Raw genomic sequence first — 24,896 nt, forward strand, 5'->3', positions numbered from 1 at the left:
CTAAAAATTTTACTTGCTTTTTTGCTGAATTCATCTATACTTTTTTCATGTTTGTATAAATTATGTTAGGGTAATCTATGCATAGGTTAATTCTCAAAATAGAAGGGAAGAGTTTGAAATGGAATTATGGTTCACAGAAAAGCAAACAAAGAACTTTGGTATTACAGCTAAAATCAATCGCACTTTACATACAGAGCAAACGGAGTTTCAAAAATTAGACATGGTTGAAACAGAAGAGTTTGGTAACATGCTTTTACTTGACGGTATGGTTATGACAACAGAAAAAGATGAGTTCGTTTATCATGAAATGGTTGCACATGTACCGTTATTTACGCATCCAAATCCAGAAAACGTACTAGTTGTAGGTGGAGGAGACGGAGGCGTAATCCGTGAAATCTTAAAGCATCCAAGTGTAAAAAAAGCGACGTTAGTTGATATCGATGGGAAAGTTATTGAGTACTCAAAAAAATTCTTACCTTCAATTGCGGGCAAACTAGAAGATCCTCGTGTTGACGTACAAGTAGACGACGGATTTATGCACATCGCTAAAAGTGAGAACGAATATGACGTCATTTTAGTAGATTCAACAGAGCCAGTAGGTCCAGCTGTGAATTTATTTACAAAAGGATTCTATGCGGGTATCTCAAAAGCACTTAAAGAAGATGGTATCTTTGTTGCTCAATCGGACAACCCTTGGTTCACGCCAGAGCTTATCTCAAATGTTCAGCGTGATGTAAGAGAAATCTTCCCGATTACACGTCTATACGTAGCGAATATTCCAACATATCCAAGCGGTTTATGGACATTTACAATGGGCTCAAAGAAACATGATCCATTAGAAGTAAGCGAAGATCGTTTTTTCGATATTGATACAAAGTATTACACAAAAGAATTGCACAAAGCGGCATTTGCTTTGCCTAAATTTGTGCAGGATCTTATTAAATAAGTTATCACGTACAAGTGAGATGCCAGAGATTAAGGCTGGCATCTTTTCTATGAGTAATTAAGGAGGAAGTAAATATGCGTTTTGATGAAGCTTATTCAGGTAATGTATTTATCGGCAGTCACCCGGTTTTTGAAGAAAGTGAAGCAGTTCTTTACGGAATGCCAATGGACTGGACAGTTAGCTATCGTCCAGGTTCCCGATTTGGCCCAACTCGTATTCGTGAAGTATCAATTGGATTAGAAGAATACAGCCCTTATTTAGACCGAGAGCTAGAGGAAGTAAAATATTTTGATGCAGGAGACATCCCACTTCCATTTGGAAATCCTCAGCGCAGCTTAAATATGATTGAAGAGTATATCGATCAGCTTTTAGCAGCAGACAAGTTTCCATTAGGTATGGGGGGCGAGCATTTGGTCTCTTGGCCTGTTATGAAAGCAATGTATAAAAAATATCCGGATTTGGCCATCATCCATATGGATGCTCACACAGATCTTCGTGAAGAGTATGAAGGAGAACCACTTTCTCATTCCACTCCAATTCGTAAAGTTGCAGAACTAATCGGGCCGGAGAATGTTTATTCATTTGGTATTCGTTCAGGAATGAAAGAAGAATTTCAATGGGCGGAAGAAAATGGTATGCATATTTCGAAGTTTGAAGTTCTAGAGCCGTTAAAAGAGATTTTACCAACTCTTGCGGGTCGTCCTGTCTATGTAACAATTGATATTGATGTACTAGATCCAGCACACGCTCCTGGTACAGGAACAGTAGATGCAGGCGGTATCACATCAAAAGAGCTTTTAGCTTCTATTCATGCAATTGCTAAATCAGATCTTCGCATTGTCGGAGGAGATTTAGTAGAAGTAGCTCCAATTTATGATCCGTCTGAACAAACAGCTAATACAGCAAGCAAGCTTATTCGCGAAATGATTTTAGGCTGGGTGCAAAAGAAATAAATCAAGCAAAAGGTGGCCGCTTTGGCCGCCTTTTTTGTTTGAAATATGAGATTGCATCACAGACAGCGAAAAAAGGAATTCTCGGCGTATCTATCATATTTCCTTTGAAGTATTATTGAATTCTTTCTTTAGAATGTTTATACTATTTAAGTTATAACGTATTCATTTTAATAAGGAAGTGTCTTTTGTGAGTAACGCTTCAGAAGTAAAAAAAACCATTGAAGTTAAAATTGTGACAGATATCCGTGATGGTCACCGAAAAGAGACAACATCGGTAAATGCAAAAGGTATGTATTATGAAAAAGGATCGAAAATTTATCTTACATACACAGAGCACCAAGAGGAAATCGGAGATATTAGAACAATGGTGAAAATTAGTGAAGATGAAGTATCAATTAACCGAACCGGTGCTGTTCAAATGAAGCAATCGTTTCGTAAAAAGGTACAGATCGAAGGAACTTATATAAGCCCTTATGGACGTATGGATTTACTGACATTCGCTCATAACATTGAATATAAACAAATGACTCAAAAGGGTCGATTATTTTTAACGTATGATCTAGAAGTACAGGGTCAGCCTACTGGGAAATATGCGTTAACCATTACATTCAAGGAGGAGAAAAAATGAACGTCGTCGAACAAGTGCAGCAAAAATTAAAAGCTGAAATTCAAGATGCTGTGGTCAAAGCAGGTCTTGCTGAAAAAGCAGAACTTCCAGAAGTTCTATTAGAAACCCCAAAAGATAAAACACATGGTGATTATTCTACCAATATGGCTATGCAGCTAGCTCGTATTGCCAAAAAAGCACCTCGTGCTATCGCTGAAGAGCTTGTAGCCAACTTCGATAAATCAAAAGCATCTATCGAGAAAATTGACATTGCAGGACCTGGATTCATCAACTTTTATATGAATAACTCTTATTTAACAGAACTTATTCCAACCATTGTCAAAGCTGGTGAAGCGTACGGTCAAACAAACGTAGGGAACGGACAAAAAGTACAGGTTGAGTTTGTATCAGCTAATCCGACGGGGGATTTACATTTAGGACATGCTCGCGGCGCTGCAGTTGGAGATTCATTATGTAATGTTCTTGAAAAAGCTGGTTATGATGTGTCACGTGAATACTATATCAATGATGCTGGTAACCAAATTAATAACCTAGCTTATTCAGTAGAAGCACGTTACATGCAGGCTCTTGGTTTAGACAAAGAAATGCCTGCAGACGGCTATCATGGCGCTGACATCATAAACATCGGAAAAGAGCTAGCAAAGGAGCACGGAGACAAGTATGTAAACGTATCTGAAGAAGAGCGTTTTGAATTCTTCCGTCAATACGGCTTAGACTATGAATTAGCTAAATTAAAGCGTGACCTTGAACAGTTCCGTGTAAAATTTGACGTATGGTATTCTGAAACGTCTCTTTATAAAAATGACAAAATCTCAGTTGCACTTGAAACGTTGAAAAAACAAGGCCATGTATATGAAGAAGAAGGTGCTACTTGGTTCCGTTCTACGACATTTGGCGATGATAAAGACCGTGTGTTAATTAAAAATGACGGTTCATTTACGTACTTAACGCCAGATATTGCATATCACCAAGACAAAATTCAACGCGGATTTGACAAGCTAATTAACATTTGGGGAGCCGATCACCATGGATATATTCCTCGTATGAAAGCGGCGATTCAAGCGCTTGGTTATGAAAAAGATACGCTTGAAGTAGAAATTATTCAAATGGTTCAACTATATCAAAATGGCGAAAAAATGAAGATGAGTAAACGTACAGGTAAAGCTGTAACAATGCGTGATCTAGTGGAAGAGGTAGGCCTTGATGCAACTCGCTACTTCTTTGCGATGAGAAGTGCAGATACACATTTAGACTTTGATTTAGATTTAGCTGTTTCTCAATCTAATGAAAATCCTGTATACTATGCGCAATATGCTCATGCCCGTATTTGCAGTATTCTTCGCCAAGGTGAAGAGATGGGGATTCAATCAACATCTGATGCGGACCTTTCATTAATTAGTGCAGAAAAAGAAATGGAACTACTGAAAAAAATCGGAGAATTCCCTCAGGTCGTAGCGGAAGCAGCGACAAAACGTATTCCGCACCGCATCACGAATTATGTGTTTGATCTTGCTTCTACGTTCCATAGCTTCTATAATGCAGAAAAAGTATTAGACAGCGATAATGTAGAAATAAGTAAAGCGCGTATTGAACTAGTGAAAGCTGTTCAAGTAACGCTTCAAAACTCCCTAAAACTGATTGGTGTTTCAGCACCTGAAAAAATGTAACAAAAAAAGAGCCTCTTGGCTCTTTTTTATTTAAAAAACAAGAGTAGCGCCTCCTGTGCGCTTCACTCTTCTCATTGATGCTAAATCTTCCACTAATTTTAACAGCGCTTTATCTTTTAACTTTGCTTCAATCATTACGTCAAAATCCTGTCCAATATACTTAGCAATTTGCAAAAAAGGTGCGATAAAATCAGTTGATACATAATCAGAGTGACTTCTAAATTCTTTTTCAGATTTAGGAGAAGAGATATGTACTTTTGGTTTTAACCCTGTATGGTTCCATGTGTCAAAGATACGAGGAAGCAACAGCTCAAGAGACTCTTCTCCTTCATTTGCTTTGTGGTGATGGTAATCAAAGAGGAGAGGGACTTTCTCTTTTTCACATACAGCTAATGTTTCTTCAGTTGTGTATGTTTTATCGTCATTTTCGAGAGTCATGCGCTTTTTGATGATAGGCGGCAGCGTTTGAATGTTTTCATGAAATCGACCAATCGCTTTTTCTTTATTGCCATAAGCTCCTCCTACATGAATGTTAATAAGGGCTTGATCTGCTACTCCCATCGCGTCAAGCATTCTATAGTGATAGTCCATATCTTTTACCGCATTTTCTGTAATGTGTTTTTTATCGCTTGTAAATAATGTGAACTGATTAGGGTGAAAACTTACTCGCAGCTGATGATTCTTTATCAATTCTCCTATCTCTGACCAGTCGTCTTGGAACGCATCAATGTAATTCCAGTCTACTTCAGGGTGCGTAGCTAAAGGGACAAGAGAAGATGACAAACGATACAGCATAATTTCATGCGCAATATTAAAATGCAAAGCACGCTTAGTATGATTCAAATTTTGTTTTGTAACGTGATGAAGCTTATCAAGCCTCTCCTCTTTTTTCATTTTTGCCCATCTAGTAAACGTGAGGGTTTTAGCAGGTGAGCAGTCCCAAAGCGACAGGGCATGTGATACATAGCCAAATCTAATTTTCATTATAAATCTTCCTCTTTTCGTTCATTAAAGTAACGGAGAAATAAAGGTTGCAAATCCTTGCTTTAGTTTTTCACTCCACTTTCGGTTTTTGACATCTTCTAAAGACAAAACGGGGCATTCCCCCATACAAGCTTTAAAGCTGTTCTTTACCTCTTCAATATATGTTGCATCATAGATTAAACAGTTAATTTCAGCATTTAAGAATAAGCTTCTTTTATCAAAATTAGCTGTTCCCACATCGCAGATAACATCGTCCGCAATTAATACTTTGGCATGGTAAAAACCGTAATAATATTGATAAACCTTGCAACCCGCTTGGAGTAATGGGGGAAGATAGGCAAACGCAGCATGATGAACAAGCGGTTGATCTGCGCGCATCGGAATTAAAATATGAACTTGTACTCCTCGTGCACGAGCTTGCAGTAAAGCGTTCATCAAAGGTTCACTTGGAATAAAATAAGGAGTACCTATGTACAATTCCCTATTGGCTTGATTGATAATCGATAAAAAACGTTCTTCAAGCGAAAAACCTTCAGTTGACTGTAGCTGAATGACATAGTCTCCTTCAGTGGTTGGCGGAAAGTATTTTTCCACTTTACGCAGGTCTAAGCCGGTTGCAGCATACCAGTCGCTTAACAGCTGCATGTGAAGATCTTGTATGCCTTGACCTTCCATACGTAGGTGGTAATCTTTCCAAACTCCAAGCTTGGCGTCAAGTCCTAAATATTCTCTTCCGATATTAAAACCACCAATGTACCCGACTTTCCCGTCAATAACGGTTATTTTACGGTGATTGCGTGCGTTGAGTGTATAAAATAAATAAGGCCATCGAAGCGTTCGACTGTAGGCAAAATGAATACCTTGTTTCTTTAAGAATGCAATTTTGTTTTTCTTGATTTTATAGCTTCCTACACGGTCTACCAATAATCTGACTTCTATATTTTGCTGTGCTTTTTGGACTAGTAAATCTAAAAATTCTTGGCTAATCTCATCATTTTGTACAATGTAAAACGATAGATGGATAAATGAAGAGGCATTTTCTATTTCGTGAAATAAATCTTTATACAAGACATTCCCGTCTACGAACAAAAAAAGAGAAGCACGGCGCTTTGGAAAAGTATTTTCAGTCTGAGAAAATACTTTCTTTCCAACACCAAGGTCAATTGCAAGCCAAGCAATAAAAATAATAAAAAGTAAAATCACAACCATGCCGCTCATCATGTCACCTCTTTTCTCGATGTAAATACATTTTACGTTGTTCTTAGTGTCACCTTGTTTAAATAGAATATGAACAAAAGAACGAAAAGATATTGACTGAATGATCATTCATTATATACAATAAAAATAGATATATTATCAGAAAATTTAGTCGTCAAAAAAAAGAAACGAACTATTCAAGGAGGGGACGAGATGACAGGGTTGCTGTGGGTGAACTTTCTCTTTTTTATTATTGTAACCGCTTACGCTATTTCTTTGTTTGTATATTTAATTCGCACGCGCGTTGAATATATTCAATTAGGAAAAAAAGTTGAATTTGATCAGCGGTTAAAAGAAAGGCTGCAAAAAATTTGGGTGAACGTGTTTGGACAAAAGAAACTGTTAAAAGATAAAAAAAGCGGCATTATGCACGTCATGTTTTTTTATGGCTTTATTTTAGTTCAGTTCGGCGCGTTAGACTTTATTATAAAAGGTTTGCTGCCAGGTAAACATTTGCCGCTTGGGCCTTTATATCCCGGTTTTACATTTTTTCAAGAAATTGTGACGTTTTTAATTTTAGTAGCAGTTGTCTGGGCTTTTCATCGTCGCTATGTAGAAAAGCTTGTGCGCTTAAAAAGAGGATTTAAATCTGGTTTAGTGCTAATTTTTATTGGAGCACTTATGCTGTCAGTGCTTATTGGAAACGGCATGTCAATTATCTGGCATAATCATGAACCAGCGTGGACAGAACCAATTGCGTCATCAATTGCCATCTTGTTTAATGGGATCAATGATATAGCGGCTATCTCTATTTTTTATGTTTCATGGTGGATTCACTTAGCCGTGCTATTGACGTTTTTAGTATATGTTCCTCAATCAAAACATGCTCATTTACTGGCTGGACCGGCTAATGTATTTTTTAACCGTGTTTCTAAGCCTGGTAAGCTCGAAAAGATTGATTTTGAAGATGAGACGCAAGAGACGTTTGGGGTTGGAAAAATTGAAGAATTTACACAGCACCAGCTCATTGATTTATATGCCTGTGTAGAATGCGGTCGATGTACGAATATGTGTCCGGCAACGGGTACAGGAAAAATTTTGTCTCCAATGGATTTAATTTTGAAGATGCGAGACCACTTAACAGAAAAAGGAGCGGTGGTGACATCTAAGGCTCCTTGGGTTCCTACGTATGCATTCTCCAAAACAAAAGGAAATCAGCTGGCGATGATGGCGGCCAGCCAAAGTGGAGCTGAAGCTGCGGCAACAGCAGAATATAATCCTGCTTTAATTGGAGATGTCATTACGGAAGAAGAGATCTGGGCGTGTACAACGTGCCGAAACTGTGAAGATCAATGTCCAGTGATGAACGAGCATGTAGATAAAATCATAGATTTACGACGCTTTTTAGTATTAACCGAGGGAAAGCTGGATGCCGATGCTCAGCGTGCCATGACTAATATTGAGCGTCAAGGAAACCCTTGGGGATTAAACCGAAAAGAGCGTGAAGAATGGCGCCATGCAAGAGAAGATGTTCACATTCCGACTGTAAAAGAAGTAAGTAAAGCCGGTGGAACGTTTGAGTATTTGTTCTGGGTAGGATCGATGGGATCTTATGACAACCGCAGCCAAAAGATCGCTCTATCCTTTGCAAAGCTTCTTAATGAAGCGGGTGTTTCATTTGCGATTTTAGGAAATAAAGAAAAAAATTCTGGTGATACGCCGCGCAGGTTAGGGAATGAATTTCTATTTCAAGAATTAGCTTCTAAAAACATTGCTGAATTTGAAAAAAATGAAATCAAAAAAATTGTTACGATTGATCCACATGCTTATAACATCTTCAAAAATGAATATCCAGATTTCAGTTTTGAAGGAAAAGTGTATCATCATACAGAATTATTAGCTATGTTGGTGAAAGAAGGTAAGTTGTCTCCAAAACATGAGGTTAACGAAAAAATTACCTTCCATGATTCCTGTTATTTAGGAAGATATAATGAAGTATACAATCCACCGAGAGAAATATTGAAAGCGATTCCAGGTGTTAGCTTAATTGAAATGGATCGCAACCGTGAAAATGGCATGTGCTGCGGAGCAGGAGGAGGGTTAATGTGGACGGAAGAAACGACCGGCCAGCGCATTAACGTAGCGCGCACGGAACAAGCCTTAGCTGTTAACCCAAGCGTTATCAGTTCAGGTTGTCCTTACTGCTTGACCATGCTAAGTGACGGAACAAAAGCAAAAGAAGTAGAAGAAATGGTTCATACGTATGACGTAGCAGAACTGCTTGAAAAGTCAATTTGTGGTGACGTGCAAGAACAGGTTTCATAAAGGAAAAGTAGAGATGTTAGTCATCTCTACTTTTTACGGAAACGAAATTGAGCAAGCGTTCAATCGGCACGTACAAAGACCAAGAAAAAGAGGAGGAAACAATAATGGGGAAAACAGTCATTGTGAGTGCAGTTCGAACACCTTTTGGAAAATTAGGTGGCAGCGTAAGCGGACTAAAAGCAGCAGAACTAGGCGGGAAAGCGATTCAAGCAGCATCAAAAGGACGGACAGAAATTGATTCTGTTATTATGGGATGCGTCCTACAAGGAGGCCAAGGACAACTGCCTTCTCGGCAAGCTATGCATTATGCAGGTTTACCTTGGCAAGTAGAGACAGAAACCATTAATAAAGTGTGTGCATCGGGTATGCGCAGCATTACAACTGCCGATCAGCTGATTCGATTAGGAGAAGCAAAAACAATTATTGCAGGTGGAATGGAATCGATGAGTAATGCCCCGTATCTTCTTCCAAAAGCAAGGTGGGGATTCCGTATGGGAGATAGTGTTGTAACGGATTTGATGATTCACGACGGTTTAACATGCAGCTTTACAGGGGTTCAAATGGGGACGTATGGAAATGAAATAGCTTCTGAAATGAATATTTCCCGAGAAAAGCAGGATGAGTGGGCCCTTCGCAGTCATCAATTAGCGGTAGAGTCAGAAGAAAAAGGGAGATGGGATGCAGAAAGAATTTCAGTTGATATCCCGTCTAAAAAAGGAACGATAACGGTTCAAAAAGATGAAGGACCAAGAAAAGATACGTCGTTAGAAAAACTGTCATCTCTTCGGCCTGTGTTTGGTCACAGCGGAACCATTACAGCAGGAAATGCACCTAGCGTGAATGACGGAGCATCTGCGCTCATGTTAATGGATGAAGATGTAGCAAAAGCCAACGGCTATGAGCCGTTAGCTACGATTGTAAATCATACTTCTCTCGCGATAGAGCCAAGGGAATTTCCAAAAACGCCTGGTTTGGCTATTAACAAGCTGCTGCAAAAAACAAATAAGGCGGTAAACGATATTGCACTATTTGAAATCAATGAAGCTTTTTCAGCAGTAGCGTTGATGAGTATGGAGATTGCAGGGCTGCCAGCTGAAAAAGTAAATGTGAACGGCGGGGCTGTGGCACTTGGACATCCGATTGGAGCAAGCGGCGCCCGTATTGTTGTAACGCTCATTCATGAATTAAGAAGACGAGGCGGCGGACTAGGCATTGCTTCTATTTGCAGCGGCGGCGGCCAAGGTGATGCCATTATGGTAGAAGTGTAAAAGGGGGACACCAACTTGAATATTGAGACAGTTATGGTTATTGGAGCGGGGCAGATGGGAGCAGGTATTGCGCAAGTATTTGCTGCGAGTGGATATCAAGTCTTTTTGTACGATGTTGATCTGACGAATACACAAAAAGGAATAAAAAGTATTGATAAACGTCTGAAAAAGCAGGTGGAAAAAGGTTCTCTCTCAGAGAAGCAATATGAAGAAATTATGGAGCGCCTTCACCCGGCAAACGAAATAACAGCAGCACAAAAAGCAGATTTAATCGTCGAAGCAATTGTTGAAAAGATGAAGGTTAAACAAGCCATTTTTGCTGAGTTGGATTCGTTAGTCCCAAGTCATACTATTTTAGCAACCAATACGTCTTCGCTTCCTATTACTGAAATAGCGGCCGTGACTAACCGACCTGAAAAAGTGATTGGAATGCACTTTATGAACCCTGTTCCAGTGATGAAGCTTGTTGAAATTATTAGAGGGCTAGCTACTACGGACGAAGTGTATCAAGCAATTTATGAAACAACGAAAAAATTAAATAAAACCCCGGTGGAAGTTCATGATTTTCCAGGGTTTGTTTCAAATCGAATTTTAATGCCGATGATCAACGAAGCTGTGTTTACACTCTATGAAGGGGTAGCAAACGAAGAAGATATTGATCAAGTGATGAAACTAGGAATGAACCATCCAATGGGACCGTTGACTTTAGCAGATTTCATCGGCCTCGATACATGTTTGTTTATTATGGAAACGCTTCATAAAGGATTTGGTGATGACAAATATCGTCCTTGTCCATTGCTTAGGAAATATGTAAAGGCAGGGTGGCTTGGTCGAAAAACAGGAAAAGGATTTTTTACGTATGAAACATAAAGGAGTGGCGAAATGATCTTTTTTACGTCTGAACAACACATGATTAAAAAGATGGTAGCTGATTTTAGTGAAAAAGAAGTCGCTGCGGCTGTACCAAACATGGAAAAGGGTGAATTTCCTCGAGGTTTATTAAAGCAGATGGCTGAGCTTGGCTTGATGGGCATTCCTGTTTCTCAAACATACGGCGGGGGCGGAATGGACTTTATTTCGTATATGATTGCCATTCACGAAATATCAAAAATAAGTCCAGCCCTCGGTGTCATTTTGTCTGTTCATACTTCCGTAGGTACGAATCCTATTGTCGTATTTGGGACCGAAGATCAAAAACAAAGATACGTAAAGAAACTGGCGACAGGTGAATATTTAGGTGCTTTTTGTTTAACAGAACCTAGTGCAGGGTCTGATGCCGCAAGTTTAAAAACAAAAGCAGAACGAAAAGGAGACCACTATCTTTTAAATGGATCAAAGCTTTTTATTACAAACGGCGGCGAAGCAGATACGTATATTGTATTTGCAAAAACGAATCCAGAACGCGGTTCTAGAGGGATGAGCGCTTTTATCGTTGAAAAGACGATGGAGGGATTCTCAGTAGGAAAGGATGAACATAAGATGGGCCTTCACGGTTCTCGTACAGTTCAGCTGCACTTTGAAAATATACGGGTGCCTGTAGAAAATCGTCTCGGAGAAGAAGGTGAAGGCTTTCGAATTGCTATGGCTAATTTAAATGCAGGAAGAATTGGTATTGCTGCTCAGGCTGTAGGAATTGCTGAAGGCGCGTTAACGGCAGCTAAAAACTATGCAAATGAACGATATCAGTTCGGAAAACCGATTTTAGCTCAGCAAGGAATTGCTTTTAAGCTTGCTGATATGGAAACTTCTGTTGAATCAGCAAAGCTTTTAATGTACCGAGCCGCTTTTTTATATGATCAAAAACTTCCTTGTAAAAAAGAAGCATCAATGGCGAAATTATTTGCTTCCCAGACGGCCATGAATGTAGCGATTGATGCTGTTCAAGTTTTTGGAGGATATGGATATATGGAAGATTATCCAGTGGAAAGATATTTTCGTGACGCCAAGGTGTGCGAAATCTACGAAGGTACAAGTGAAATTCAACGCATCGTCATTAGCAGTCAATTATAGGGGGAATAATCATGTTTTTTAAACTTTCAGAAGAACACGAAATGATTCGAAAAATGGTGCGAGACTTTGCCAAAAACGAAGTCGCTCCGACAGCTGCAGCACGAGACGAAGAAGAGCGTTTTGACAGAGGGATTTTTACTCAAATGGCTGATCTAGGATTGACGGGTATTCCGTGGCCGGAGCAATACGGCGGAATTGGCAGTGACTATCTCGCTTATTGCATTGCCGTTGAAGAACTGTCTAGAATATGTGCGTCAACAGGCGTTACTTTGTCGGCTCATACTTCTCTTGCCGGCTGGCCGATCTATACATTCGGAACGGAAGAACAAAAGCAAAAATACCTGAAACCTATGGCAACGGGTGAGAAAATAGGTGCTTATGGGTTAACCGAACCGAGTGCTGGATCAGACGCAGGAGGAATGAGAACGCTCGCTGTAAAGGACGGAGAAGACTATATTTTAAATGGCTCTAAAATCTTTATTACAAACGGCGGCGAAGCGGATATTTACGTCGTATTTGCTCGAATCGATCCCAATGAAAAACGCACGAGCGCGTTTATTATCGAAAAAGATATGCCCGGATTTTCAGTTGGTAAAAAAGAAAAGAAGCTGGGCATTCGCTCTTCCCCTACCACAGAGATTATTTTCGAGGACTGCCGTGTTCCGAAAGAAAATTTGCTAGGAAATGAAGGAGAAGGATTTAAAGTTGCAATGATGACACTAGATGGCGGCCGAAATGGTATCGCGGCGCAGGCTGTAGGAATTGCTCAAGGGGCGTTAGATGCCGCGGTGGCGTATGCAAAGGAACGTCAGCAATTTGGTAAGCCGATTATTTCTCAGCAAGGAATCGCTTTTAAGTTGGCGGACATGGCCACGAGTATAGAAGCTGCAAGACTTTTAACCTATCAAGCTGCTTGGCTAGAGTCACAAGGCCTGCCATACGGCAAAGAATCAGCCATGTCAAAATTATATGCCGGGGATACAGCCATGAAAGTAACGACAGAAGCTGTTCAAGTATTTGGAGGGTACGGTTATACAAAAGATTATCCTGTAGAGCGTTTTATGAGAGATGCAAAAATCACACAAATCTATGAAGGCACACAAGAAATTCAGCGTCTCGTTATTTCTAGGTATCTTGCTAAATAAAACACTTGTTGTAAAAGAGGTGAAAAGATGAAAAAGAGAGAAGTTCTCACATCCATTAAAGATGAAAAGCTGATTGTAGAACGTCGTAATCAAATGATTAAAGGGGCCGTCACGCTATTTAAGGAAAAAGGTTTTCACCGAACAACAACAAGAGAAATTGCCAAAGCCGCAGGGTTCAGTATCGGTACACTTTATGAATATATTCAATCCAAAGAAGATGTTTTATATCTTGTATGTGACAACATCTACGATGAAGTGAGAGAGCGATTAGAAGAGATGGTAGTGGACCGTTATACAATCGCTGAACTTCAACAAGCAATTCAGCACTATTTTAAAGTTGTGGATGAGCTTCAAGATGAAGTATTAGTCATGTACCAAGAAGCGAAATCACTGTCTAAAGACGCACTTCCATATGTATTAAAAAAAGAGTTAGATATGGTTGAAATGTTTAAGATTATTATCGAAGGCTGCGTAGAAAACAATCAATTTACACTCACGGATAAAGAAATTTCTCTGTTTGCTCATCATTTATTTGTTCAAGGTCAAATGTGGGCATTTCGCAGATGGTGGCTGCAAAAACATTATTCACTAGAAGAATATACAGATATGCAGTTAGATTTTTTACTTAAAAATTTTTCATTTCAACAACTGTGTGAGGGGGAAACAGTTTGAATACAAGTAAAAGACCGCTTCGTTTTTTAACCGCTTCTAGCCTGTTTGACGGCCACGATGCGTCTATTAATATTATGAGACGAATTCTTCAAGCTAAGGGAGTAGAAGTCATTCACCTGGGACATAACCGATCTGTTGAAGAAATTGTTAATGCTTCCATACAGGAAGATGTTCAAGGAATTGCCATTTCTTCTTACCAAGGCGGCCATGTAGAATATTTTAAATATATGTATGACCTACTTCAAGAACAACAGGCTTCTCATATTAAAATTTATGGAGGAGGAGGAGGGGTAATTATTCCGAGTGAGATCCAAGAGCTTCATGATTACGGCATTTCTAAAATCTTTTCTCCGGAAGATGGACGAAAAATGGGGTTAGATGGCATGATTCAATTCATGATTGATGATTGTTATTATACCAATCCCCCTGCACTACCAAAGGATCGAATCTTAACGCCAGCTAATGACCGTTTAATTGCCCAGCTTATTACATGCGCTGAAAATGAAGCTTATGAATACACAAAAGAGCACGCGGCTGCTCTTGAAGAAATTCGAGAAAGTGTAATCGAAAGCGAGACGGATCAAAAAATACCGGTTATTGGAATCACAGGAACAGGAGGAGCGGGGAAAAGTTCGCTTACGGATGAATTAGTAAGAAGGTTCATTGAACATATTCCAGATATTCATGTAGCTGTGTTATCAGTCGATCCAACTAAACAAAAGACTGGAGGAGCGCTTCTTGGTGATCGTATTCGCATGAACATCGCAGCGTCTCCTCGTGTGTATATGAGAAGTTTGGCCACGCGTTCATCGGGACATGAGCTATCGGCGGCCATTCGAGATGGAATTGCCATCGTGAAAAAAGCGGGTTTCGACATTATTATTGTCGAAACAAGCGGGATTGGGCAAGCTGATGCACAAGTTAAAAATATTGCAAACGTCTCTCTTTACGTAATGACAAGCGAATTTGGTGCGCCTTCACAGTTAGAGAAGATTGAAATGATTGATTACGCAGATTTTATTGTTATTAATAAATTTGAAAAAAAAGGCTCCGAAGACGCAAAAAAACAAGTGCAGCGTCAATATCAGCGCAATCATCAGCTGTTTGAAAATAATCTCTCTACTATGCCGATTTATGGCACAATCGCGAGTCAGTTCAACGACGGGGGAACAAATATTTTATTTGAAGATCTCATAAATCATCTACATCAAACATTCTGTACCTCTTGGCGCGTAGAAAAATCATCTGAACGAATAAGTGAAAAGAAATATACCATCATCCCTAATGATCAACAACAATATTTGCAGGAAATTGTACACAGCGTTCGCTCGTACCACCTTAATACTGACGTTCAAGTACAAACAGCGCGTAAGTTTTATCAGTTAGAAGGCGCTCTGCAAGAAGTGGAAACAGAAGCAGCCAAGCAAGAGCTTACTCAGCTCAAGGAAAAATATAAAAAACAGTTAACGGCTGAGTCAATCGAAAAGCTGGAAAACTGGCCTAAATTAAAAAGTCAGTATCGGCAAGAAGAACTTATTACAAAAATACGAAATAAAGAAATTAAAACCTCACTGCAAGTTGATACGCTATCAGGACTACGCATTCCGCGTGTAGCCCTTCCAAAGGTTGAAGAATACGGGGAAGTTCTTCGTTTTCTTTATAAAGAAAATGTGCCAGGTGCATTTCCTTACACAGCGGGTGTTTTTCCGTTCAAACGAAAAGGAGAAGATCCTAAGCGTCAATTCGCAGGCGAAGGAACACCGGAGCGGACAAATCGCCGATTTCACTATTTGTCAAAAGATGATGAGGCTAAGCGTTTAAGTACAGCGTTTGATTCCGTAACGCTTTATGGAGAAAACCCCGATCCAAGGCCAGACATTTTCGGAAAGATTGGCGAAAGCGGTGTAAATGTCTGTACGCTTGATGATATGAAACTCTTGTATAAGGGGTTTGATCTTTGTCATCCTTCGACTTCCGTTTCGATGACGATTAATGGGCCGGCTCCAATATTACTAGCTATGTTTATGAATACAGCTATCAGTCAGCAGGTAGAAAAGAAGGAAGAGGAATTGAAACGTCCTTTAACGGAAGAGGAATATCAAGACGTAAAAGCAGGTACGTTGAAACAAGTAAGAGGAACCGTTCAAGCTGATATTTTAAAAGAAGACCAAGGGCAAAATACGTGTATTTTTTCCACAGAATTTGCGTTAAAAATGATGGGGGATATTCAGCAGTACTTTATTGATGAGAAAGTGCGCAACTATTATTCTGTGTCTATTTCTGGCTATCATATTGCTGAGGCAGGGGCCAATCCGATTTCCCAGCTAGCTTTTACATTAGCCAACGGTTTTACGTACGTAGAATATTACTTAAGCCGAGGGATGCATATTGATGACTTCGCTCCTAATTTATCGTTTTTCTTTAGTAATGGACTGGACCCTGAATACACGGTTATTGGACGTGTGGCGAGAAGAATCTGGGCAATTGTGATGCGTGATAAATACGGCGCAAACGAACGAAGTCAAAAGCTTAAATATCATATTCAAACATCCGGTCGGTCACTTCATGCGCAGGAAATTAATTTTAATGATATACGTACGACGCTGCAAGCTTTAATGGCTCTTCATGACAACTGTAACTCCCTTCATACGAACGCATATGATGAAGCAATTACAACACCGACAGAGGAATCTGTACGAAGAGCGATGGCCATTCAATTAATTATTACAAAAGAGCATGGATTAACCAAAAACGAAAATCCATTACAGGGCTCATTTATTATTGATGAACTAACAGACTTGGTAGAAGAAGCCGTATTGGCTGAATTCCAGCGCTTAAATGATCGAGGTGGCGTTTTAGGTGCGATGGAAATGCAGTATCAGCGAGGTAAGATTCAAGATGAATCAATGGAATATGAGATGCAAAAACATACGGGAGCTTTGCCTATTATAGGAGTAAATACGTATATTAATCCAAATGAAGAGGAAAGTTCCTCTGTTGATAACATGCAGTTAGCCCGCGCATCAATTGAAGAAAAAAATCATCAAATTACTCAGCTTCAGAAGTTCCAGCAGCAGCACGAAGAAAAAAGAGAAGATGCGTTGAAAAGGTTAAAGAAAGCTGCAACAGAAGGAGAGAACATTTTCAAAGAGCTAATGGAGACCGTTAAAGTAGCCAGTTTAGGAGAAATTACGCGAGCTTTATATGAATGCGGCGGGCAGTATCGTCGAAATATGTAATAATGTATCGTTAGTATACAGCGATATATTAAAAGCCAAAATGACCATTTTTTGGTCATTTTGGCTTTTGTAGACTCAACCTCACAGAGACAGAGTAACTGATGGTGAATTCTTGTTAATCAAAGGATGCTGTTGGCGTATTAAGTAGAATGTATTATAGTGATAAAATGTCTATTTTTTCATTGTTTTATGCGAAATTCTCGAGATTTTTAGAAACGAGGCTAGCATAAATGTATTGAATTTGTTTATAATGAATGGTATGTATTTATTCGTTTCCATCATTTACACATATGATGAATTGATTTAATAGATTTTCGATATACATAGCCATAGAAAGGATGTGCCAGATTTGAGTTTAGCACAGTACTCAAAAACGGATTTAAAAGAAATGTCGATGATTGAGATTGCTTATGCGCTTCTAGAAGAAAAAACAGATCGCCAAGCAATGTCATTCCAAGAAATTATTGCTGAAATTAAAGCAGCAGCTGAAATGTCAGATCAAGAATTAAAAACGAGATTAGCTCAGTTTTATACAGATATTAATATTGATGGCCGCTTTTTAACAGTAGGGGACAACCATTGGGGTCTTCGTGGATGGTATCCTTTTGACCAAGCTGAAGAAGAAGTTATTCCAGTTGCAAAACCTAAAAAGAAAAAAGCGAAAAAAGCTGTTGTTGAAGACGTTGACGATTTTGATGATTTAGAAGAAGATTTAGATTATGAAGACGTTGATGATTTAGACGAAGAAGACGATTTCGATGACATTGACGATCTAGAAGAAGATGAAGATGATCTTGCAGAAGACGATTTTGACGATTTAGAAGATGATCTAGACGATGATGAAGAAGACGAAGAAGACGAAGAAGACGATTATGAGGACGAAAAAGAAAAATAATCCTTCTTGACTTTTTCAAGCGAAGTAGGTAGAATCTTTTTTGGGCTCTTTAAACAAGCATTTAAAAAGTTTTTATTTAAAATAGACTATTGCTCCCAATCCAGTTTTGGTATTGGGAGCAATTTTTTTATTTTATCTATCAATGTTTTACACCCCGATATGTTCTTATAAATCCTTGATAGAAACTTTCTTTTGGTTCTTGAACGTTTCACATTCATAAGGTTTCTTATAATTTCGCATGCACAATGAATGAATTGTGATTGTTTATGTGAAAACTTTTAATATTGTACAGTTCAAATTATTTAGAGGGGGAAGTATAGATGACAAAGTATATTTTCGTAACAGGCGGTGTTGTATCATCTCTAGGAAAAGGGATTACAGCAGCTTCTTTAGGCCGTTTATTAAAAAACCGTGGATTAAACGTAACGATTCAAAAGTTTGATCCATACATTAACGTGGACCCAGGAACAATGAGTCCATACCAACACGGTGAGGTATTCGTAACGGATGACGGCGCGGAAACAGACTTAGACTTGGGTCACTATGAGCGTTTTATCGATATCAACTTAAATCGCTACAGCAATGTAACAACGGGTAAAGTATATTCAACAGTATTGAAGAAAGAGCGTCGCGGTGATTATTTAGGCGGAACAGTTCAGGTTATTCCGCACATCACAAATGAAATTAAAGAACGCGTTTTCCGTGCAGGTAAAGAAACAAACGCAGATGTTGTTATTACTGAAATCGGCGGAACGGTAGGAGATATTGAATCACTTCCTTTCCTAGAAGCTATTCGTCAAATCAAAAGCGATATTGGCCGTGACAATGTTATGTATATCCACTGTACACTTGTGCCGTATTTAAAAGCTGCTGGTGAAATGAAAACAAAACCAACACAGCATAGTGTAAAAGAATTACGTAGCTTAGGGATTCAGCCAAATGTTATCGTTGTTCGTACGGAAATGCCAATTTCTGAAGATATGAAAGACAAGCTAGCTTTATTCTGCGATATTGATCCAAAAGCAGTTATTGAGTGTGCAGATGCTGAAACATTATATGAAATTCCACTATCTCTACAAGAGCAGCACTTAGATCAAATTACATGCGATCATTTGAAATTAGATTGCAAAGAAGCAGAAATGACTGAGTGGAAAGCACTGGTTGAGAAAGTAAAAGGACTTTCAAATACAACAAAAATTGCATTGGTTGGTAAGTATGTAGAGCTTCAAGATGCTTATATTTCTGTTGTAGAAGCAATGAAACATGCTGGATATGCATTCGATGCAGATGTAAACATCAAGTGGGTAAACTCTGAATTCGTAACAAAAGAAAATGTTCAAGATTTACTTAGTGATGTAGATGGTATCTTAGTTCCAGGTGGATTTGGTGATCGTGGAATTGAAGGTAAAATTGTAGCAACACAATATGCACGTGAGCAAAAGGTTCCATTCTTAGGTATTTGTTTAGGTATGCAGTTGGCATCAGTTGAGTTTGCGCGTAATGTATTAGGCTTAGAAGGAGCGCATTCAGCAGAAATTGCCCCTGAAACAAATTATCCAATCATCGACTTATTACCAGAACAAAAAGACGTAGAAGACCTAGGCGGTACACTACGCTTAGGATTGTATCCTTGTAAATTGTCTGAAGATACGCTTGCATATGAAGCATATCAAGATGAAGTGGTATATGAGCGTCATCGTCACCGTTATGAATTTAATAACGAATACCGTCAACAAATGGAAGAGAAAGGCTTTATTTTCTCTGGTACAAGCCCAGATGGCCGTTTAGTTGAAATTGTAGAGCTAAAAGATCACCCATGGTTCTTGGCTTCACAATTCCACCCAGAGTTCACATCTCGTCCAACAAGACCGCAACCATTGTTCAAAGAATTTATTCGCGCATCAATGGAGTCAAGCCAAAACAAATAAGTGAAATAAAACCACACTGTCTTTAGACAGCGTGGTTTTTATTCATATTCTTCTACGATTTCTTTTAATGTAAAAATTAAACCATAGTATGCGTATAAAGCGACCATCATTGCTGGAAAACCAAATCTTGAGCCGTCTTCCCCAGGAATAAGAGGCTTTAATAATTTTGTATCAATATGTGCGTCTGCCAGTGCTGTTAAAGAAGGTTCAGTTATTTCTTTAGGAACAGCGGCAATGCTAACAAATGGAATATCTCGTTCTTTTAAACGTTCAGCTATTTCCACTGCTTTGTTATCTGTTGAAAATCGCGAGACAAGTAGCACGCGATCGACGCTAGTTAGCTGATCTAATTCATGTAAAGGCAAAGCTTTTGCCTGACTTAAAGGTTCAGCGCTGCTCAGTGCTTCAAGTGTAATGGCGTGCATTTCTTCTACACCATAAATATAGATAAATCCTTCTCCGACAGAGGCTTGTGCTAAAATACGCGCAGCATCTTCAAATTGAAATTCTTCTTGTTCTTCAATTCGTTTAAAAAAGCCTGAAAGTTGAGTTGTGAAAATTTTAAGCATAGAATCTCCCTTCAATTTAAGCGGCTAAAACCGTCTATCTACACATTATAACGAAAAAAGCTATCTGTATTCTATCTTGAAATGAGCTACAATGAAAGTAAAGTGCAATGAAGTTAGATGGACGACAAAAAAAGCTATGTTTTGTAACATTTTCTCTAATTAGCAGGGATTTTTGTTTTAAAGGCGAAATACATATGTTAGTTTTGTCTGTAGAAGAGGAATATAAAAGGTGGGATTATATTGGCAGAGAAAATTCTAATTGTTGATGATCAGTATGGTATACGTATTTTATTAACGGAAGTATTGCAAAAAGAAGGCTATACGACATTTCAAGCGGCGAACGGCTTCCAGGCGATTGATATTACAAAAGAGCAAGCACCGGACCTTGTCTTATTAGATATGAAAATTCCAGGAATGGATGGAATCGAAATTTTAAAAAGGTTAAAACAGCACGATGAAACAATTAAAGTCATTATTATGACTGCTTATGGTGAATTGGATATGATTCAAGAAGCAAAAGATCTAGGAGCTCTAACACACTTTGCAAAACCATTTGATATTGATGAAATCCGAAAAGTTGTTAGGGAATATATACCAGTAAAGTCGAATTAAGGTTTTGGTAGGGTTTTCATCCTAACAAATTTTGAATATCAACCTAAAAATGTTGCTGTTTTCATTGTTAGTTGGTATCCTAATTACTGTATTCATAATTCGACAATCTATTATGTAAAGATGCGCGTTGTTTCTACATGAAACACTCAATTCAAGAGCATACTATTTGAGTGTGCCTTTTGGTTAGCATCTAATCTAAGGTTGATTTTAAGGAGGATTTCAATATGCCTTTAGTATCAATGAAAGAAATGCTTATTACAGCAAAAGAACAAGGCTATGCAGTAGGTCAATTTAACTTAAATAACTTAGAGTTTACTCAAGCTATTCTTCAAGCAGCAAAAGAAGAAAACTCTCCAGTTATTCTTGGTGTATCTGAAGGTGCAGCACGCTACATGGGCGGTTTCAAAACTGTTGTAGCAATGGTTGAAGCTCTAATCGAAGATTACGACGTTCAAGTACCAGTTGCAATTCACTTAGACCACGGTTCAAGCTTTGAATCATGTGCAAAAGCAATCCACGCTGGATTTACTTCTGTAATGATCGATGCTTCTCACCACCCATTTGAGGAAAACATTGAAATTACTTCTAAAGTAGTTGAACTAGCTCACTTCCACGGAGTATCTGTAGAAGCAGAACTAGGAACTGTTGGTGGACAAGAGGACGACGTTATTGCTGAAGGCGTTATCTATGCAGATGCTAACGAGTGTGAAGAGCTTGTTAAACGTACAGGCATCGATTGCTTAGCTCCAGCATTAGGATCAGTTCACGGACCATACAAAGGTGAACCAAACCTAGGTTTTGCTGAAATGAAAGAAATCGGAGATCGTACAGGTTTACCATTAGTTCTACACGGTGGAACTGGTATCCCAACAAAAGATATCCAAAAAGCAGTTTCTTTAGGTACTGCTAAAATCAATGTAAACACTGAAAACCAAATTGCTTCAGCTAAAACTGTTCGTGAAGTATTAGCTGCGCAACCTGAACAATATGATCCACGTAAATACTTAGGACCTGCTCGCGATGCAATCAAAGAAACGGTTCAAGGTAAAATGCGTGAATTCGGTTCTTCTAACAAAGCATAACTTGAAATCTTCGGATTGTCTGTTTTCAGTTAGTTGATTCTGAAAAATAAAACCGTCTTATTTTTATTGTAAGGCGGTTTTATTTTTACTATAATTTTCTTACCATTCTGAATACATAACACTGGGGGATGGCATTCATGAAATTTTTTATCGATACGGCTAATTTAGACGAAATTAAGGAAGCGCATTCATTAGGTTTGTTAGCGGGGGTTACAACAAATCCTAGTTTAGTAGCTAAAGAGAACATCACGTTTGAAGATCGTCTTCGTGAAATTACAGAGTTTTTCGAAGGATCTGTAAGTGCAGAAGTGATTGCGCTTGATGCAGAAGGGATGATTCGCGAAGGAAAAGAGCTTGCTGCGATTGCGCCAAATATTACAATCAAGGTACCGATGACTCCAGATGGTTTAAAAGCAGTAAAAGAATTTACTAGTTTAGGTATTAAGACAAACGTCACGCTTATTTTCTCAGCTAACCAAGCGTTGATGGCAGCAAGAGCAGGTGCTACTTACGTATCGCCTTTCTTGGGAAGATTAGACGACATTGGTTTTAATGGCCTTGATTTAATTTCAGATATCGCAGATATTTTTACGATTCATGACATTTCATCAGAAATTATTGCAGCATCTATTCGTCATCCAATGCACGTAACGGAAGCTGCAAAAAATGGAGCACATATTGCGACAATTCCTTACAAAGTTTTAATGCAACTGTTCAAACATCCGTTAACAAATGCAGGAATTGAACAATTTTTGGCAGATTGGGAAAAACGAAATGTCTAAACATGTATAAATTTGTGTGGCATTTACCATCCTGACAGGTGAATGCCATATTTTTCTTTTATCTTGTCGAAACTATACATGATTTTTTCATTTTCGTGTACACTAGTAGGTAATAGGAAAAATAACCATTCTTTTAGGTATTCTTTGTACCAAAATTTTCCTCAATTACTAGGTGAGAAACTTTCTTTCACTAGAAGGGAGCTATAAATGGAAAAGTTAAAAATACAAGGTGGCTTTACCTTAAGTGGATCCGTCCGCGTCAGTGGTGCTAAAAATAGTGCCGTTGCGCTTATTCCAGCAACAATTTTAGCCGAGTCACCTGTTACAATTGAAGGTCTGCCCGATATTTCAGACGTGCAGTTATTAGGGGATTTAGTTGAAGAAATTGGTGGGAAAGTAACCATTGATAACGACGAATTAACAGTAGATCCATCCGGAATGGTTGCAATGCCTTTACCGAACGGGAAAGTAAAAAAATTACGTGCTTCTTATTATTTAATGGGGGCAATGTTAGGGCGCTTTAAAAAAGCGGTAGTTGGTCTTCCAGGCGGCTGTTACCTTGGTCCTAGACCAATTGATCAGCACATTAAAGGTTTTGAAGCTCTTGGCGCTAAAGTAACAAATGAACAAGGAGCTATTTACATTCGAGCTGATGAACTGATTGGTGCTCGAATTTATTTAGACGTTGTTAGTGTAGGAGCAACAATCAATATTATGCTCGCTGCTGTAAGAGCAAAAGGGCGTACCGTTATTGAGAATGCTGCGAAAGAGCCTGAAATTATTGATGTAGCTACTTTACTGACAAGTATGGGTGCCCGTATTAAAGGTGCAGGGACCGACGTTATTCGAATTGATGGAGTAGATCAATTAAAAGGATGCCGTCATTCTATCATTCCGGACCGAATTGAAGCAGGCACATATATGATTATGGGAGCGAGTATGGGGAAAGAAGTTATTGTTGATAATGTTATCCCTCAGCATCTGGAGTCACTAACGGCTAAAATGCGTGAAATGGGTATTCACATCGAAACAAGCTCAGATCAAATTCTTGTAGCGACTCGTCAGCTGTTGAAACCCGTAGATATTAAAACGTTAGTATATCCAGGTTTTCCAACGGATTTACAGCAGCCATTTACGACTCTTCTAACAAGAGCATCAGGTACAAGCGTTGTGACGGATACAATTTACGGTGCAAGGTTTAAGCATATTGATGAGCTGAGACGAATGAATGCATCTGTTAAGGTAGAAGGACGTTCTGCTATTATTAATGGTCCCATTCAATTACAAGGTGCACGTGTGAAAGCGTCAGACTTACGAGCAGGAGCAGCTCTTGTAACCGCTGGCTTAATGGCTAAAGGGATTACAGAAGTAACGGGTTTAGAGCACATTGACCGAGGTTACAGCCATTTAGTAGACAAGCTATCGGATTTAGGTGCAATGATTTGGCGTGAAGAGATGACTCAAGAAGAAATTGAACAATTTCAAAATTCATAGAGGCAAATTGCACAACAGTCATGAAAGTAAAGTCTAGAAATGAGCCGTTTAATAAGCTACACAGGTGTAGGAACGTTCTTCTATGTCTGTGTAGCTTATATATTTATGAATAGGGTAAATATATAAAAAGGGGAAGCTAAAAGATAAATTTCACTTCTTATTTTAATGTCCAGTTTATTTCCTTTAATGTGAAATTATGAAAAGGTTTTCCTTACTTCTCTTAAGCTATTAAATTTCCTTTTTTTTATTCATCTTCTAAAGTAAAAAAAGATTGATTAAAAAGATAGAAAAAGGTTAGAATATAAATTGCTACGTTAAATTTATCAAGATAATATAAATGGTTTTATGTCGGAATTATTCTTCTAAAAGTGTATAGTTAATCAATTGATTCTACTTATTATACTTCAAAGGTTATTTTCTCCATTTTCACAGATTTATTCCATCCATATCATCTCTCAATTTTATATTTGAATTTAATATGGGAGGAACGGTTAAAAATT

General features: G+C 38.6%; 20 protein-coding genes. 17 read left to right on the plus strand and 3 right to left on the minus strand.

The window, feature by feature from the left end; all coding sequences use genetic code 11:
- The first annotated feature begins 118 nt into the window (after nucleotides 1-118).
- The 4 genes from speE to argS all read left to right on the plus strand — a co-directional run bounded on the left by speE (nucleotide 119) and on the right by argS (nucleotide 4,194).
- Complete coding sequence (gene speE / locus ACLHDF_RS11600) at nucleotides 119-946, plus strand: spermidine synthase (RefSeq protein WP_013059843.1); 828 nt, start codon at nucleotides 119-121, stop codon at nucleotides 944-946.
- Between the two features lie 74 nt (nucleotides 947-1,020).
- Nucleotides 1,021-1,899, plus strand: coding sequence for an agmatinase (gene speB, locus ACLHDF_RS11605; protein WP_098399565.1), 879 nt, complete (start codon nucleotides 1,021-1,023; stop codon nucleotides 1,897-1,899).
- Between the two features lie 187 nt (nucleotides 1,900-2,086).
- Nucleotides 2,087-2,527, plus strand: coding sequence for a DUF1934 domain-containing protein (locus ACLHDF_RS11610; protein WP_413918997.1), 441 nt, complete (start codon nucleotides 2,087-2,089; stop codon nucleotides 2,525-2,527).
- Nucleotides 2,524-4,194: an arginine--tRNA ligase gene (argS, locus tag ACLHDF_RS11615; RefSeq protein WP_413918998.1), complete on the plus strand. Its 1,671-nt coding sequence runs from the start codon at nucleotides 2,524-2,526 to the stop codon at nucleotides 4,192-4,194. Before ACLHDF_RS11610 ends, argS begins: the two co-directional genes overlap by 4 nt.
- A gap of 30 nt (nucleotides 4,195-4,224) precedes the next feature.
- On the opposite strand, the gene uvsE is transcribed toward argS, so the two are convergent.
- Both uvsE and cls read right to left on the minus strand, forming a co-directional pair.
- The gene (gene uvsE / locus ACLHDF_RS11620; RefSeq protein WP_413918999.1) at nucleotides 4,225-5,178 is read right to left on the minus strand and encodes a UV DNA damage repair endonuclease UvsE; all 954 of its coding nucleotides are present in this window, start codon (nucleotides 5,176-5,178) and stop codon (nucleotides 4,225-4,227) included.
- Nucleotides 5,179-5,202: 24 nt separating this feature from the next.
- Nucleotides 5,203-6,396, minus strand: coding sequence for a cardiolipin synthase (gene cls / locus ACLHDF_RS11625; protein ID WP_413919000.1), 1,194 nt, complete (start codon nucleotides 6,394-6,396; stop codon nucleotides 5,203-5,205).
- Nucleotides 6,397-6,588: 192 nt separating this feature from the next.
- Between cls and ACLHDF_RS11630 the strand changes: the two genes are divergently transcribed.
- The 9 genes from ACLHDF_RS11630 (at nucleotide 6,589) to ACLHDF_RS11670 (ending at nucleotide 19,857) form a co-directional block, all read left to right on the plus strand.
- A complete protein-coding gene (locus tag ACLHDF_RS11630) occupies nucleotides 6,589-8,700 on the plus strand; it encodes a heterodisulfide reductase-related iron-sulfur binding cluster (protein ID WP_413919001.1) in 2,112 nt (703 codons plus the stop codon).
- A gap of 104 nt (nucleotides 8,701-8,804) precedes the next feature.
- Nucleotides 8,805-9,968 carry an acetyl-CoA C-acetyltransferase gene (locus tag ACLHDF_RS11635; RefSeq protein ID WP_413919002.1) on the plus strand — a complete coding sequence of 388 codons (1,164 nt, stop codon included), beginning with the start codon at nucleotides 8,805-8,807 and terminating at the stop codon, nucleotides 9,966-9,968.
- Nucleotides 9,969-9,983: 15 nt separating this feature from the next.
- Complete coding sequence (locus tag ACLHDF_RS11640; RefSeq protein ID WP_413919003.1) at nucleotides 9,984-10,838, plus strand: 3-hydroxybutyryl-CoA dehydrogenase; 855 nt, start codon at nucleotides 9,984-9,986, stop codon at nucleotides 10,836-10,838.
- A 12-nt stretch (nucleotides 10,839-10,850) separates the two neighbouring features.
- The gene (locus tag ACLHDF_RS11645) at nucleotides 10,851-11,978 is read left to right on the plus strand and encodes an acyl-CoA dehydrogenase (RefSeq protein ID WP_413919004.1); all 1,128 of its coding nucleotides are present in this window, start codon (nucleotides 10,851-10,853) and stop codon (nucleotides 11,976-11,978) included.
- A gap of 11 nt (nucleotides 11,979-11,989) precedes the next feature.
- Nucleotides 11,990-13,123 carry an acyl-CoA dehydrogenase gene (locus ACLHDF_RS11650; protein ID WP_413919005.1) on the plus strand — a complete coding sequence of 378 codons (1,134 nt, stop codon included), beginning with the start codon at nucleotides 11,990-11,992 and terminating at the stop codon, nucleotides 13,121-13,123.
- 27 nt (nucleotides 13,124-13,150) lie between these two features.
- Complete coding sequence (locus ACLHDF_RS11655; RefSeq protein ID WP_413919006.1) at nucleotides 13,151-13,795, plus strand: TetR/AcrR family transcriptional regulator; 645 nt, start codon at nucleotides 13,151-13,153, stop codon at nucleotides 13,793-13,795.
- A complete protein-coding gene (gene icmF / locus ACLHDF_RS11660; RefSeq protein ID WP_413919007.1) occupies nucleotides 13,792-17,034 on the plus strand; it encodes a fused isobutyryl-CoA mutase/GTPase IcmF in 3,243 nt (1,080 codons plus the stop codon). The genes ACLHDF_RS11655 and icmF overlap by 4 nt, the downstream gene beginning before the upstream one ends.
- Before the next feature lie 349 nt (nucleotides 17,035-17,383).
- Nucleotides 17,384-17,929, plus strand: coding sequence for a DNA-directed RNA polymerase subunit delta (gene rpoE / locus ACLHDF_RS11665; RefSeq protein WP_413919008.1), 546 nt, complete (start codon nucleotides 17,384-17,386; stop codon nucleotides 17,927-17,929).
- 320 nt (nucleotides 17,930-18,249) lie between these two features.
- Nucleotides 18,250-19,857 carry a CTP synthase gene (locus ACLHDF_RS11670; RefSeq protein WP_413919009.1) on the plus strand — a complete coding sequence of 536 codons (1,608 nt, stop codon included), beginning with the start codon at nucleotides 18,250-18,252 and terminating at the stop codon, nucleotides 19,855-19,857.
- A gap of 38 nt (nucleotides 19,858-19,895) precedes the next feature.
- On the opposite strand, the gene ACLHDF_RS11675 is transcribed toward ACLHDF_RS11670, so the two are convergent.
- Entirely contained in the window at nucleotides 19,896-20,426 is a 531-nt protein-coding gene (locus tag ACLHDF_RS11675) for a DUF2529 family protein (RefSeq protein WP_413919010.1), read from the minus strand.
- Between the two features lie 237 nt (nucleotides 20,427-20,663).
- On the opposite strand from ACLHDF_RS11675, the gene ACLHDF_RS11680 reads away from it, so the two are divergent.
- The 4 genes from ACLHDF_RS11680 to ACLHDF_RS11695 all read left to right on the plus strand — a co-directional run bounded on the left by ACLHDF_RS11680 (nucleotide 20,664) and on the right by ACLHDF_RS11695 (nucleotide 24,396).
- Complete coding sequence (locus ACLHDF_RS11680) at nucleotides 20,664-21,038, plus strand: response regulator (RefSeq protein ID WP_087944205.1); 375 nt, start codon at nucleotides 20,664-20,666, stop codon at nucleotides 21,036-21,038.
- Between the two features lie 224 nt (nucleotides 21,039-21,262).
- The gene (locus tag ACLHDF_RS11685) at nucleotides 21,263-22,120 is read left to right on the plus strand and encodes a class II fructose-bisphosphate aldolase (RefSeq protein WP_413919011.1); all 858 of its coding nucleotides are present in this window, start codon (nucleotides 21,263-21,265) and stop codon (nucleotides 22,118-22,120) included.
- 137 nt (nucleotides 22,121-22,257) lie between these two features.
- Nucleotides 22,258-22,902: a fructose-6-phosphate aldolase gene (gene fsa / locus ACLHDF_RS11690; RefSeq protein ID WP_413919012.1), complete on the plus strand. Its 645-nt coding sequence runs from the start codon at nucleotides 22,258-22,260 to the stop codon at nucleotides 22,900-22,902.
- 207 nt (nucleotides 22,903-23,109) lie between these two features.
- A complete protein-coding gene (locus tag ACLHDF_RS11695) occupies nucleotides 23,110-24,396 on the plus strand; it encodes a UDP-N-acetylglucosamine 1-carboxyvinyltransferase (RefSeq protein WP_413919013.1) in 1,287 nt (428 codons plus the stop codon).
- The last annotated feature ends 500 nt before the right edge of the window (nucleotides 24,397-24,896 follow it).

It is taken from the genome of Priestia megaterium, assembly GCF_046599315.1.
Lineage (GTDB): Bacteria > Bacillota > Bacilli > Bacillales > Bacillaceae_H > Priestia > Priestia megaterium_F.

What these genes read in the sequence shown, in the direction of transcription:
- speE (WP_013059843.1), top strand. Translation starts at nt 119, where the DNA reads ATGGAATTATGGTTCACAGAAAAGCAAACAAAGAACTTTGGTATTACA.
- speB (WP_098399565.1), top strand. Translation starts at nt 1,021, where the DNA reads ATGCGTTTTGATGAAGCTTATTCAGGTAATGTATTTATCGGCAGTCAC.
- argS (WP_413918998.1), top strand. Translation starts at nt 2,524, where the DNA reads ATGAACGTCGTCGAACAAGTGCAGCAAAAATTAAAAGCTGAAATTCAA.
- uvsE (WP_413918999.1), bottom strand. Translation starts at nt 5,178, where the DNA reads ATGAAAATTAGATTTGGCTATGTATCACATGCCCTGTCGCTTTGGGAC.
- cls (WP_413919000.1), bottom strand. Translation starts at nt 6,396, where the DNA reads ATGAGCGGCATGGTTGTGATTTTACTTTTTATTATTTTTATTGCTTGG.
- ACLHDF_RS11630 (WP_413919001.1), top strand. Translation starts at nt 6,589, where the DNA reads ATGACAGGGTTGCTGTGGGTGAACTTTCTCTTTTTTATTATTGTAACC.
- ACLHDF_RS11635 (WP_413919002.1), top strand. Translation starts at nt 8,805, where the DNA reads ATGGGGAAAACAGTCATTGTGAGTGCAGTTCGAACACCTTTTGGAAAA.
- ACLHDF_RS11645 (WP_413919004.1), top strand. Translation starts at nt 10,851, where the DNA reads ATGATCTTTTTTACGTCTGAACAACACATGATTAAAAAGATGGTAGCT.
- ACLHDF_RS11650 (WP_413919005.1), top strand. Translation starts at nt 11,990, where the DNA reads ATGTTTTTTAAACTTTCAGAAGAACACGAAATGATTCGAAAAATGGTG.
- ACLHDF_RS11655 (WP_413919006.1), top strand. Translation starts at nt 13,151, where the DNA reads ATGAAAAAGAGAGAAGTTCTCACATCCATTAAAGATGAAAAGCTGATT.
- ACLHDF_RS11670 (WP_413919009.1), top strand. Translation starts at nt 18,250, where the DNA reads ATGACAAAGTATATTTTCGTAACAGGCGGTGTTGTATCATCTCTAGGA.
- ACLHDF_RS11675 (WP_413919010.1), bottom strand. Translation starts at nt 20,426, where the DNA reads ATGCTTAAAATTTTCACAACTCAACTTTCAGGCTTTTTTAAACGAATT.
- ACLHDF_RS11685 (WP_413919011.1), top strand. Translation starts at nt 21,263, where the DNA reads ATGCCTTTAGTATCAATGAAAGAAATGCTTATTACAGCAAAAGAACAA.
- fsa (WP_413919012.1), top strand. Translation starts at nt 22,258, where the DNA reads ATGAAATTTTTTATCGATACGGCTAATTTAGACGAAATTAAGGAAGCG.
- ACLHDF_RS11695 (WP_413919013.1), top strand. Translation starts at nt 23,110, where the DNA reads ATGGAAAAGTTAAAAATACAAGGTGGCTTTACCTTAAGTGGATCCGTC.